The sequence below is a fragment of the Streptomyces amritsarensis genome (genome assembly GCF_001953875.1).
Classification (GTDB): domain Bacteria; phylum Actinomycetota; class Actinomycetes; order Streptomycetales; family Streptomycetaceae; genus Streptomyces; species Streptomyces amritsarensis.
In genome coordinates, this window is the sequence record NZ_MQUR01000008.1 from 103,406 (window position 1) to 115,556 (window position 12,151).

Genomic DNA, 12,151 nt, shown 5'->3' on the forward strand with positions numbered 1-12,151 from the left:
CGGCGCCCGCCGGCAGAGTCCCGCCCGCCGAGTCCCGCCGCGGCTCCGCTCAGGGCCGCGAACGGACGAGGGCGAACACCGCGCCCTCCGGGTCGGCGACCGTGGCCTGCCGCCCGCGCATGCCCTCCCGGGGAGGGTCGATGACGCGCCCGCCGAGCTCCTCGACCCGCCTCGCCGCCGCGTCGGTGTCGTCCACCTCGAAGTAGGCCAGCCAGTGCGGTCCCCGGTCGTGCGGCAGCGAACGGCCCACGCCGTGCACGGCGGCGACGGGCCGGCCCGCAAGGTTCAGGGTGAGGTGGTCGAAGTCGTCCGAGGCGGTGACGACGGTCTGCGCCTCGTGGCCGAAAACGTGCTCGTAGAACTTGCCGACCGCCGAGGTGTCCTGGGTGATCAGCTCGTGCCAGACCGGGGTGCCCGGACCGCCGTGCGGCCGGGCGCCCCGGCGGGCCTGCGCCTGCCACAGCCCGAAGACCGCGCCCAGCGGGTCGGAGCAGATCGCCACCCGCCCCGCGATGCCGGCGTCCAGCGGGCCCACCGCCACCGTGCCGCCGCACGCGCGGACGGACTCGGCGGTCGCGTCCGCGTCGTCCGTGGCCAGATACGTCGTCCACGCCATCGGCAGGTGTCCGTCCGGCGGCATCTCGCCGATCCCGGCCACCTCCTGGCCGTCCAGCACGGCACGGACGTAGGGCCCGAGCTGTTCGGGCCCGGGTACGTACTCCCAGCCGAACAGGTCGGCGTAGAAGTCCTCGGTGCTCCCGAGGCCGTGCACCATGAGACTCACCCAGCACGGGGTGCCGGGGGTGCGCCGGGTCGCTTCCGCTGCCTCGGTCATGTCAGCCGTCTCCTCCGTCGTGCCGTCACCGGTGCCTGATGGTTCCACCCCGGCGGACGCGGCGCGCCCCGACCGCGCCGCATTCCGGTGGCCCGGAGCGGAGTTGACCGGAAGCGGGTGCCCCACCGATGACGGCCCTGTTACGCGGGTGCCGGGCGGGGAGGAAGATGGCCGCCATGACTGCGAAAACTGCGATCCTTTCCGCCGCCGAACTGAGGGACGAGCTGACGGGCGCCACCCCGCCGGTCCTGCTGGACGTCCGGTGGCAGCTGGGCGGCCCCGACCAGCGGCCCGCGTACGAGGCCGGGCACCTGCCGGGCGCCGCCTACGTCGACCTCGACAGCGAACTGGCAGGTCCGGCCGGGTCGGGCGGGCGCCACCCGCTGCCGGACCCGGAGGCCTTCGGCGCGGCCATGCGCAGGGCCGGGGTCCCGGCGGACGCCCCCGTGGTCGTGTACGACGGCGGACAGGGCTGGGCGGCGGCCCGCGCGTGGTGGCTGCTGCGCTGGACGGGTCACCCGAACGTGCGAGTCCTGGACGGCGGCCTGGCCGCGTGGACGGCAGCGGGAGGCGAACTCACGGCCGAACGAGTGATTCCGGTTGAGGGTGATTTCAAGCCAACCCCCGGGGCGCTCGGGCTGCTCGACGCCGACGCGGCGGCGCTGCGGGCGCGCGAAGGCGTCCTCCTCGACGCCCGGGCGGGGGAGAGGTACCGGGGCGAGGTCGAGCCCATCGACCCGGTGGGCGGCCACATCCCCGGCGCGCTGTCGGCCCCGACCACCGAGAACGTCGGCCCCGACGGCCGCTTCCTGCCGGCGGACACGCTGCGGGCCCGGTTCGAGGCGCTCGGCGCGTCGGAGGGGACCCCGGTGGGCGTGTACTGCGGCTCGGGGGTCTCGGGAGCCCATGAGGTGCTCGCCCTGGAGGTGGCCGGTATCGAGTCCGACCTCTACGCGGGCAGTTGGTCCCACTGGTGCACGGACCCGGCCCGCCCGGTGGCCACGGGCCCGGACCCCCAATAGCCACGGGCCCGGACCCCCAATAGCCACGGGCCCGGACCCCCGGTAGCCACGGGCCGGACCTCCGGTGGCCGCGGCGTCGGGACCGGCGCCCTCGCCGGTCCCGACGTGACGCCCGTCCCGCCGCCCCTGGCCGGGGGTGGCTGCTACTCCTGCTTCTTGCGGCGGGTGCCGAAGACGATCTCGTCCCAGCTCGGCACCGCCGCACGGCGCCCGGGACGGACCCCGTCGGCCTCGGCCTGCCGGTCGGTGGTGCCCGTCAGCCGGTCGCGGTGGCCCGCCACCGTGCGGGGCATCAGGACATCGGCGTACGCGGCGCCCGCACCCGCCGACGCGGCGGGCGCCGGCGGCTCCTCCGCCTCGGCTTCCGTGTCCGTCGGCTCGGTGCGCTCCGGGACGACCATGTCGCCGCGGAAGCTGGGCACCGCCTCCAGCAGGCTGGTCAGCGTGTCCCGTTCCTCCTCCGGCTCCGGTACCGGCGCCGGCCGGGGTTCGACCCGCTCCAGCTGCCGGTCCAGGGCCCGGTCCAGCGGCCGGTCGCGCGGCAGGCGCGCGATCCTCGGCACGAAGGGGAAGCTCGGCTCCGGGGTCGCCGGCAGGTCCTCGGACTCGCCGATGAGCGAGCGGGCCTCGTCGTCCACGGCCACGACCAGCCGGCGCGGCGGGTCGTAGGTCCAGCTCGCCGAGTGCGGCTCGCCCGCGACCCGGTACACCAGGAGGACCTCCCAGGTGCCGTCGTCGCGGCGCCAGGAGTCCCACTGGACGGAGTCCTTCTCGGCCCCGCGCAGGGTCAGACGTTCCTGCACGGCCTCGCCGAGCTGCGGCCCGGTGTTCTCGCCGGGGCGGCGCACCGGGGTCTTGCGGGCGCGCTCGGCCATGAAGGCGCGCTCGGCGAGCACGGGACCCTCGAAGCGGCGGACGCGGTCGACGGGGATGCCGGCGAGCTGGGCGACCTCCTCCGCGGAGGCGCCGGCTCGTATGCGGGCCTGGATGTCGCGGGGCCGGAGGTGGCTCTCGACCTCGATCTCGATCTGGTTCAGGCGCGCACGGTCGTTGCGTACGGCAGCCCGAAGCCGCTCATCGATCGGAAGCGTGTACTCCGTACTGTCCGCAGCCTTGAGCACCAGTCGTGTGCCGTCATTGGAGACGGCCACGACACGCAGTTCGGGCATGGGGACCTCCCGGGTGGTGCCTGCCGACGTCACGTGCGTCGCTGCTTCCGCTAGTCGAGTGTGGCCTGCCCGGGTGCAGCCTGCCACAACCTTGCCGAGTTAAACCGGCGTGTCGGGCATGCGCCCTTGATCGCCGTTATGGCACGGTTACCTGTTGGGCACGCACAGTGACCGGGTGGTTACTGTGCGCAGCAGGATCCGTGCAATGCCGCGGCATCACCGGTCTTCGAGTGCCGCATTCCGTCAGCCGGCCCCCTCTCCCGGATCCGGACATCCGAAAGGAAGGACAGACCCAGGGCTCGCCACAGTACTCCATTCGGGCCACCTGGGTGGACCGCCGCGCCGCCGAAGTTTCCCCGGACGGCGGGAGTCGGCCTGCCCGCTGTCGGGTCCCACCTGCGGCCGGCGCCCGAACGCGGGTGTCCTGCTTCACAGAATCGCCCGAAACGGAACTATCCCCTTCGCTCAGCTGTCGGTAATGGCTGAAAGAGGAGAAGCACGAGAGGTCGAGCACACAGGGGATGGCGATGGGTCAGAAGACCACGCGTGACGTCGGGACCGAACGGGACGAGAAGAAGCTCGACCTGAGCGCGGCCCAGGTCGCCGGATCCTCCCTCGCCACCGTCGCGGCCGCCCTGCTCGCCTCGGAGATGGGCGTCTACGGGACCATCCTCGGCGCCGGCGTGGTCAGCGTCGTCGCCACCGCCGGCGGACCCGTCGTCCAGCACCTCTTCCGGCGCACCGGCGACCGGTTGCGCGACAGCGTGCGGCCGAGGGCCCGTCAGGCGCCGCCGCCCCGCGGGGAACGGGCGGCCGCGGCCACCGCACCGGCGCAGGAGTTCGGCGAGCCGACCCTGCACGGCACCCGGATGCGCGGGTGGAAGCGCACCCTGGCGGCCTCCGGCGCGGCCTTCGCCATCACCGTCGGAGGACTCGGCACCTACGAGGCGGTGGCGGGCACCTCCGTCAGCAGCGGCGGCGGCACGCTCTTCTCCGGCGGGACCCGCACGGCGGGCGAGAAGCGGCCCGCGCCGTCCGAACGCGCTCCGGCCGGCGGGGAGAAGGAGCGGCGCGGCGGCGCCGACCCCCCGGGCCCGGGCGGCTCCCCGGGCCCGTCCCGTCCGGACGGTGGCCGAAGCCCGAGCCCGGACCCCGGTCCTTCGCGCTCCGGGGAGCCGGCACCCGGCCCGTCGGAACAGACGCACGGGCCGACGCCGACGCCCGCACCGCCGACGCCCGCGCCGCCGACCCTCGCGCCGCCGACGCCGGGCGCCGGCGGCGGCGCCACCGCGCCGGCACGGCCGAGCGCCTCCTGACCCGGCGGTGTCTACGCCCCCAGGACGCGCCGCAGGTAGTCGTTGCCGAAGACCCGGTCGGGGTCGAGGCGGTCGCGCAGCGCGGTGAACTCGCCGAAGCGCGGGTAGATCCGGGAGAAGTACTCCGCGTCCCGGGTGTGCACCTTGCCCCAGTGCGGGCGGCCGCCGTGCGCGGTGAAGATGCGCTCGGCCGCGGTGAAGTAGGCCTGGTACGGGGTGCCCTTGTACATGTGCACGGCGATGTAGGCGGTGTCGCGCCCGGAGGCCGTGGACAGCGCGATGTCGTCCGCCGGAGCGGTCCGCACCTCCACCGGGAAGCTGATCCGCAGCCGGGAGCGGTCGACCATCGCCCGCAGCTCCCGCAGCGCCTCGACCACGGCCTCGCGCGGCAGGGCGTACTCCATCTCCACGAACCGCACCCGGCGCGGGCTGGTGAACACCTTGTACGGGATGTCCGTGTAGGTGCGCGCCGACAGGGCGCGGCTGGCCACGCGGGCTATGGAGGGGATGGTCGCCGGGGCGGCGCGGCCCAGCGTGTTGACGGCTTGGAAGAGGCCGTTGGAGAGCAGCTCGTCCTCGACCCAGGCGCTCACCGGTCCGGGCGGGGCGGCGGGGCCCTGGCTGCGGTTGTTGCGCTTGGTGTTGCAGTTCCCCGTGTGCGGGAACCAGTAGAACTCGAAGTGCTCGTTCTCGGCGAAGTGCTCCTCGAACTCGGCCGTCACCCGGTCGAAGCCCATGGGCTCCTCACGGGCGGTCAGGAAGAAGAGGGGCTCCACGGCGAAGGTGATGGCGGTGACGATGCCGAGGGCACCGATACCGACCCGGGCCGCCGCGAAGACCTCCGGATTCTCCTTCTCGGAACAGGTGAGCAGCTCGCCGTCGGCGGCGACCAGGTCCAGGGCGCGGATCTGGGCGGCGATGGAGGCCGAGTCGCGGCCGGTGCCGTGGGTGCCGGTGCTGACGGCGCCGGAGACCGTCTGCTCCATGATGTCGCCCATGTTGGTGAGCGAGAGGCCCTCGGCGGCCAGGGCCCGGTTCAGGTCCTTCAGGGCCGTGCCCGCCGCGACCGTGACGGTGCCCGCGGCGCGGTCGATCGACCGGATCCCCGCCAGGGCCTGCGGCCGGACGAGGACCCCGTCGGTCGCGGCGGCCGCGGTGAAGGAGTGGCCGGTGCCGACCGCCTTCACCCGCAGCCCGTCCGCGGCGGCCCGGCGGACCGCCTCCTGGAGCTCCCCGACCGATGCCGGGGTCACCACGCGGGTGGGCGTGGCGGTGACGTTGCCCGCCCAGTTACGCCACGCGGTCGCCGTGCTGCCGTTCCGTGCTGTCGCCGTCCCCATCGGTTGCTGGCTCCTCCCCTTGCGCCGGCCTCGTCAGCCGGCGGTATCCCGCGAACGCAACCGCCGCCGCGGCCACCCCCGCCGAGAGGGAGACGACGTACCCGGTCCGCGCGCCGGCCGCGTCGACGACCCAGCCGGTCACGGAGGACCCGAGCGCGATACCGACCGCGAGGCCGGTGCTGATCCAGGTCATGCCCTCGGTCAGCTTCGCGTGTGGTACGTGCGCCTCGATCAGGGCCATCGTGGTGATCATCGTGGGAGCGATGGCGAGGCCCGAGACGAAGAGCGCCACGGCCAGAAACGGAAGGTTCCCGGCCAGTAGGAGGGGGATCATACTCACGGCCATCGCACTGATGCCCACGATCCAGCGAGGTTCGGCCTTGCCCTTGAAGTGCAGCAGGCCGAAGACGATCCCCGCCAGGCAGGAGCCGAAGGCCCACACCGCGAGGAAGACGCCGCCGAGGGACTTGCTGCCGTGCTCCTCGGCGAAGGCGAGGGTGGCGACGTCCACGGAGCCGAAGATCGCGCCCGTCGCGACGAAGGTGGCCACGAGTACCTGCAGGCCGGGGGAGCGCAGCGCCGACGAGAGGTCCGAGTGCTCGTGGCGCGGATGCGGCTTCGGCTCGGTCGCGGTCAGGGCCGTCAGCCACCACACGCCGGTCACGAGGAAGACGACGGCGACCACCGGTCCGGCCTCGGGGAACCAGCCCGCGGAGAGCGTCGCGGCGAGCGGCGGGCCGACGATGAAGCAGAGCTCGTCGACGATCGACTCGAACGAGTAGGCCGTGTGCAGCTGGGGGGTGTCGCGGAGCAGGGCCGTCCAGCGGGCCCGGACCATCGAGCCGACGCTGGGTACGCACCCGGCGACGACGGCGAAGACGAAGAGCGTCCAGCTCGGCCAGCCCCGGGCGGCCGCGACCAGCAGGCCGGTCACCGAAGCGGCGGCGACCAGGGTCGCGGGGCGGAGCACCCGGCGCTGTCCGTGCTGGTCGACCAGCCGGGAGACCTGCGGGCCCACGGCGGCGGCGGACAGGGCGATGGTGGCGGTGATCCCGCCCGCGAGAGCGTAGCTGCCGCCCAGCTCGGTGATCATCGTGAGGACACCGATGCCCACCATGGACAGCGGCATCCGGCCTATGAGGCCGGCGGCTGTGAACCCCTTGGTGCCGGGGGTCGCGAATATCGCGCGGTAGGGACTGGGCAAGGTGCCCTCCGTAAGGGACTGGATTGGCTCACACAGATTACGTCTGCCGGGGAAGCGCCCGCACGGGGAAAGCGCCGGGCAAGAACTTAGGGTGACCTTACCTGTCATCCGATGTGTGGGACGGTGCCGGGTCCGTTACCGGGCGGGGAGGCCGAGTGGCAGGATTCGAGGCATGTCAGACCAGTTCCGTGCCCCCGGCGCCGGCTCCCCCGCCCCGTACGACGCACTCCTGCTGCTCTCCTTCGGAGGCCCCGAAGGACCCGACGACGTCGTGCCGTTCCTGGAGAACGTCACGCGCGGGCGCGGCATCCCGCGCGAGCGGCTCAAGGAGGTCGGCCGGCACTACTTCGGCTTCGGCGGGGTCAGCCCGATCAACGCGCAGAACCGCGAGCTGCTCGACGCGCTGCGCAAGGACTTCGCCGAACACGGCCTGGACCTGCCCGTCTACTGGGGCAACCGCAACTGGGCCCCGTACCTGGACGACGTGATGCGCGAGATGGCCGCCGACGGCCGCCGCCGGATCGCGGTGCTCGCCACCAGCGCGTACGCCTCCTACTCGGGCTGCCGGCAGTACCGCGAGAACCTCGCCGACGCCCTGGCCGCGCTGGAGCGGGACGGCGTGGAGCCGCCGCACGTCGACAAGCTGCGGCACTACTTCAACCACCCCGGCTTCGTGGAGCCCATGATCGACGGCGTGGTGGCCTCGCTCGAGGCCCTGCCCGAGGAGGTGCGCGCCGGAGCGCACCTCGCCTTCACCACGCACTCCATCCCGACGGCCGCCGCGGACACCTCCGGTCCCGCCCCGGACCACACCGAGGGCGGTGAGGGCGGCGCGTACGTCAAGCAGCACCTCGACGTCGCCCGGGTGATCGCCGACGAGGTCGCGGTGCGGACCGGCGTCGCCCACCCCTGGCAGCTCGTCTACCAGTCCCGCAGCGGCGCCCCGCACATCCCGTGGCTGGAGCCGGACATCTGCGACCACCTGGAGTCCCTGCACGCCGAGGGCGCCCCGGCCGTGGTCATGGTCCCCATCGGCTTCGTCTCCGACCACATGGAAGTCCTGTACGACCTGGACACCGAGGCCACCGCCAAGGCCGCCGAGCTGGGCCTGCCCGTCGCGCGCTCCGCGACCGTCGGCGCCGACCCGCGCTTCGCCGGGGCCGTGCGGGAGCTCCTCCTGGAGCGGGCCGCCAAGGAGCGCGGCGAGCCGGCCGAGGAGTGCTGGGTGGGCACGCTGGGACAGAGCCACGACCTGTGCGCGGTGGGCTGCTGCCCGGCGCGGGCCCCGCGGCCGGCCGCCGCGGGCGCGGACAGCCCGTACGCCCGGGAGCGAGGAGCGCGAGCGTGATCTCCGAAGAGCTGAAGGCCGAACTGCTGGAGGTCGGCCTGGAGGCCGCCCGGCAGGCCGGCGCCCTGCTGCGCGACGGCCGGCCCGCCGATCTGGCGGTGGCGGCCACGAAGACCAGCCCGATCGACGTGGTCACCGAGATGGACATCGCGGCGGAGAAGCTGATCACCGGCATCCTCGCCGAGCGGCGGCCCGAGGACGGGCTGCTGGGCGAGGAGGGCGCGGACACCCCCGGGACGAGCGGGGTGCGGTGGGTCGTCGACCCGCTGGACGGCACCGTGAACTACCTCTACGGCCTCCCCAGCTGGGGCGTGTCCATCGCCGCCGAGTACGGGGGCGAGACCGTGGTCGGCGTCGTGGCGGCGCCGATGCGCGGGGAGGTCTACCACGCGGTGCTCGGCGCGGGCGCCTGGCTGGGCACCTCACGCCTCGCCTGCCGTCCGGCGGCCCCGCTGGACCAGGCGCTGGTCGGGACCGGCTTCGCCTACATCCAGACCCGGCGGGCGCACCAGGCCGACGTGGCGCAGCGGATCATCCCGCTGGTGCGGGACATCCGGCGGGGCGGCTCGGCGGCCCTGGACCTGTGCGACGTCGCCGCGGGGCGCCTGGACGGCTACTACGAGCGCGGCCTGAACCCCTGGGACCTCGCCGCCGGCGACCTGATCGCCCGGGAGGCCGGGGCCGTGACCGGCGGCCGCCCCGGGGAGCCGGCCTCGGGCGAGCTCGCGCTGGCCGCCTCCCCGGCCGTGTTCGCCTCGCTCCAGCCGCTGCTGGAAGAGGCCGGGGCCTGGCACGACTGAGCGGGGCGGCGGACACACGTAGACCCCGGCCGCCCGAAGGGGCGGCCGGGGTCCACGTCGTCCTCGAGCCGGCGCTCGGCGGCCGGTCAGCGGCCGGTCAGCAGGCGGGCACGGCGGCCGTGACCGGGACGCCGTGCTCGGCGGCCAAGCGCTGGAGGTCTTCCAGCTCCGCCAGTTCCACTTCCGCGAGGAAGTCGTCGCCCGTCTCGCGGGCGTGCCTGAGATCCGACTGCGTGGCCCTGATGCGCTGCAGGAGACCCGCGGTGAATGCGTCCATGATGGGTTCGCCCCCTCTTCGTGGGTCGGCGGCGGCACGTGGCGATACCGCCGTCAGGGAGTGGATGGGGTGTGCTCACGTCCTCCCCGGCACCCTGGGCACAGAAACCTCTCAAGGCGAGGGAATCCTCACTTCCGCCCCGCGGGCCCCCTCCCTGACCCGTCTTACAGCCGGTTTACGGCTGAAACGGGCAGGATGTACGACGCAATACACGTGTGCCCTTCTGGGCTCGGAGGAAGGAAACGACGTGCGCGTACTCGTCGTCGAGGACGAGCAGCTGCTCGCCGATGCGGTGGCCACCGGCCTGCGCCGGGAGGCCATGGCCGTGGACGTCGTGTACGACGGCGCCGCCGCCCTGGAGCGGGTCGGCGTGAACGACTACGACGTGGTCGTGCTCGACCGGGACCTCCCGCTCGTGCACGGTGACGACGTGTGCCGGAAGATCGTCGAGCTCGGCATGCCCACCCGTGTGCTGATGCTGACGGCCTCCGGTGACGTGAGCGACCGTGTGGAGGGCCTGGAGCTCGGCGCGGACGACTACCTCCCCAAGCCCTTCGCCTTCACCGAGCTGACCGCCCGCGTGCGGGCGCTCGGCCGGCGCACCACCGTCGCGCTGCCGCCCGTACTGGAGCGGGCCGGGATCAGGCTGGACCCGAACCGGCGCGAGGTGTTCCGCGAGGGCCGGGAGGTGCAGCTGGCCCCGAAGGAGTTCGCGGTGCTGGAGGTCCTCATGCGCAGCGAGGGGACCGTGGTCTCCGCCGAGCAGCTGCTGGAGAAGGCCTGGGACGAGAACACCGACCCGTTCACCAACGTGGTGCGCGTGACGGTGATGACCCTGCGCCGCAAGTTGGGGGAGCCGCCCGTCATCGTGACGGTGCCCGGCTCCGGATATCGGATCTGACCACGTGGCGACCACCCCGGCGCCACCGACGGCGCCTCCGAAACCGACCTGGGACCCCGGCCAGCCCGAGGGTCCCTTCCCGTGGCTGAGGCCGACCATCCGGATACGCCTCACCCTGCTCTACGGCGGGATGTTCCTGATCGCGGGCATCCTGCTGCTGTCGATCATCTACCTGCTGGCGGCCCAGGCCCTGCGGCAGGGCAACGCCATGACGTTCCAGATCGTCGGCGGACAGAACGTCCAGGTCGCCAGCACCGCCTGTCCCGGCGTGGGCATCGGCCAGTCCTACGACCAGTTCAACGCGGCGATCAGCAAGTGCGCCCTCGAACAGCGCAGGCACGCCCTGGACGACCTGCTGAGCCGCTCGCTGATGGCCCTCCTGGGCCTGAGCATCATCGCCTTCGCCTTCGGCTACGCGATGGCCGGCCGGGTGCTCTCGCCGCTGGGCAAGATCACCCGTACCGCCCGCCGGGTGGTCGGCTCCGACCTGACCCGGCGGATCGAGCTGGACGGCCCGGACGACGAGCTCAAGGAGCTCGCCGACACCTTCGACGAGATGCTCGACCGGCTGGAGCGCGCCTTCACGGCCCAGCAGCGGTTCGTCGCCAATGCCTCGCACGAGCTGCGGACGCCGCTGGCGATCAACCGGACCCTGCTGGAGGTGCACCTGTCCGATCCGGGCGCCCCGGTGGAGCTCCAGCAGCTCGGCAAGACCCTGCTCGCCACCAACGAGCGCAGCGAGCAGCTGGTGGAGGGCCTGCTGCTGCTGGCCCGCAGCGAGAACCAGATCGTCGAGCGCAAGCCCGTGGACCTGGCGGAGGTCGCCTCGCGCGCCGTCGACCAGGTGCGGGGCGAGGCCGAGGCCAAGAACGTCGTGATCCGCGGCGAGCGCGAGCCGGCCGTCGTGCAGGGCAACGGCGTCCTGCTGGAGCGGATCGCGCTGAACCTGGTGCAGAACGCCGTCCGGTACAACGTGCCGGAGGACGGCTGGGTGGAGGTCACCACCGAGGCCCAGCACGGCCAGGCGGTGCTTCTGGTGTCGAACACGGGTCCCGTGGTTCCCGCGTACGAGGTGGACAACCTCTTCGAGCCGTTCAGGCGGCTGCGTACGGAGCGCACGGGCAGTGACAAGGGCGTCGGACTGGGCCTGTCGATCGCGCGCTCCGTGGCGCGCGCACACGGCGGCAGGATCCAGGCGATGCCACGGGAGGGCGGTGGCCTCGTGATGCGTGTCACTCTGCCCTTGTGACGCCCCCCACTCCGTGTTCGCTTTTGGCTGAATACTTGGCCTCTGAATCCATTCGCCCCTGTGTGATCGATCACAGTCGGCGGTGGCGGGCCATGTGCGTTCGGTGACTCGGGGGCGGCCGGAACGCCCGGGAAGTCCGGGTTTCCGGCCCCCCGAATGGCGGGAAATACACGGGGTGGCGTTTGTGCAAGACGGCGCCCGGACCGTGTACGGTCCCGGTCGTCATCCCAGCCGATCGCCCCTTCAGGCGGGCGGCTGGGTGTCGATTGAGTAACAGACCTTGATGTGAGGCAAAATCTCCGCCTCAGGTCGGGCACAAGTCCGGCCTCTCGTGCGTTACGTGCGCTGAGACACCGCTAACACCCAGAGGGGGAGAGCGAACAATGGCAACGGACTACGACACCCCGCGCAAGACCGACGACGACGTCGACAACGACAGCATCGAAGAGCTGAAGGCTCGACGCAACGAGAAGTCGTCCTCGTCCGTCGACATGGACGAATTCGACTCGGCCGAGAGCCTGGAGCTTCCCGGCGCGGACCTCTCCAACGAGGAGCTGGCCGTTCGAGTCCTGCCCAAGCAGGCCGACGAGTTCACCTGCATGAGCTGCTTCCTGGTGCACCACCGCAGCCAGCTGGCGCGTGAGAAGAACGGTCAGCCGATCTGTCGCGACTGCGACTGAGAGGCGTCGG

General features: G+C 72.9%; 12 protein-coding genes. 7 read left to right on the forward strand and 5 right to left on the reverse strand.

The features are described 5' to 3' along the window. Positions 1-49 precede the first annotated feature (49 nt). The gene (locus tag AVW11_RS05950; protein ID WP_060177884.1) at positions 50-835 is read right to left on the reverse strand and encodes a VOC family protein; all 786 of its coding nucleotides are present in this window, start codon (positions 833-835) and stop codon (positions 50-52) included. Between the two features lie 176 nt (positions 836-1,011). On the opposite strand from AVW11_RS05950, the gene AVW11_RS05955 reads away from it, so the two are divergent. Beyond that, positions 1,012-1,857, forward strand: coding sequence for a sulfurtransferase (locus AVW11_RS05955; protein ID WP_076043436.1), 846 nt, complete (start codon positions 1,012-1,014; stop codon positions 1,855-1,857). Positions 1,858-2,000: 143 nt separating this feature from the next. Here the strand turns inward: AVW11_RS05955 and sepH are convergent, their stop codons facing one another. Beyond that, the gene (gene sepH, locus AVW11_RS05960; RefSeq protein ID WP_030838324.1) at positions 2,001-3,026 is read right to left on the reverse strand and encodes a septation protein SepH; all 1,026 of its coding nucleotides are present in this window, start codon (positions 3,024-3,026) and stop codon (positions 2,001-2,003) included. 527 nt (positions 3,027-3,553) lie between these two features. Between sepH and AVW11_RS05965 the strand changes: the two genes are divergently transcribed. Then, on the forward strand, positions 3,554-4,342 hold the full coding sequence (locus AVW11_RS05965; RefSeq protein ID WP_240528135.1) for a hypothetical protein: 789 nt from the start codon (positions 3,554-3,556) through the stop codon (positions 4,340-4,342). An 11-nt stretch (positions 4,343-4,353) separates the two neighbouring features. On the opposite strand, the gene AVW11_RS05970 is transcribed toward AVW11_RS05965, so the two are convergent. Both AVW11_RS05970 and AVW11_RS05975 read right to left on the reverse strand, forming a co-directional pair. Beyond that, the gene (locus tag AVW11_RS05970; RefSeq protein ID WP_030838329.1) at positions 4,354-5,682 is read right to left on the reverse strand and encodes a D-arabinono-1,4-lactone oxidase; all 1,329 of its coding nucleotides are present in this window, start codon (positions 5,680-5,682) and stop codon (positions 4,354-4,356) included. Further along, complete coding sequence (locus tag AVW11_RS05975; protein ID WP_030838331.1) at positions 5,633-6,886, reverse strand: MFS transporter; 1,254 nt, start codon at positions 6,884-6,886, stop codon at positions 5,633-5,635. The genes AVW11_RS05970 and AVW11_RS05975 overlap by 50 nt, the downstream gene beginning before the upstream one ends. A gap of 172 nt (positions 6,887-7,058) precedes the next feature. Here AVW11_RS05975 and AVW11_RS05980 point away from each other — a divergent pair, with 172 nt between their 5' ends. After that, entirely contained in the window at positions 7,059-8,234 is a 1,176-nt protein-coding gene (locus AVW11_RS05980; RefSeq protein ID WP_060177881.1) for a ferrochelatase, read from the forward strand. Continuing rightward, positions 8,231-9,034, forward strand: a complete 804-nt coding sequence (locus AVW11_RS05985) for an inositol monophosphatase family protein (protein WP_420713454.1) — start codon at positions 8,231-8,233, stop codon at positions 9,032-9,034. Before AVW11_RS05980 ends, AVW11_RS05985 begins: the two co-directional genes overlap by 4 nt. A 97-nt stretch (positions 9,035-9,131) precedes the next feature. Here AVW11_RS05985 and AVW11_RS05990 read toward each other — a convergent pair whose 3' ends face one another. Beyond that, a complete protein-coding gene (locus tag AVW11_RS05990; protein WP_030766306.1) occupies positions 9,132-9,311 on the reverse strand; it encodes a hypothetical protein in 180 nt (59 codons plus the stop codon). Between the two features lie 247 nt (positions 9,312-9,558). Between AVW11_RS05990 and AVW11_RS05995 the strand changes: the two genes are divergently transcribed. The 3 genes from AVW11_RS05995 (at position 9,559) to AVW11_RS06005 (ending at position 12,141) form a co-directional block, all read left to right on the forward strand. Next, positions 9,559-10,212: a response regulator transcription factor gene (locus tag AVW11_RS05995; RefSeq protein ID WP_030838336.1), complete on the forward strand. Its 654-nt coding sequence runs from the start codon at positions 9,559-9,561 to the stop codon at positions 10,210-10,212. Between the two features lie 4 nt (positions 10,213-10,216). Continuing rightward, positions 10,217-11,461: a sensor histidine kinase gene (locus tag AVW11_RS06000; protein ID WP_030838350.1), complete on the forward strand. Its 1,245-nt coding sequence runs from the start codon at positions 10,217-10,219 to the stop codon at positions 11,459-11,461. A 383-nt stretch (positions 11,462-11,844) separates the two neighbouring features. Then, the gene (locus AVW11_RS06005) at positions 11,845-12,141 is read left to right on the forward strand and encodes a DUF4193 domain-containing protein (RefSeq protein WP_030036261.1); all 297 of its coding nucleotides are present in this window, start codon (positions 11,845-11,847) and stop codon (positions 12,139-12,141) included. The last annotated feature ends 10 nt before the right edge of the window (positions 12,142-12,151 follow it).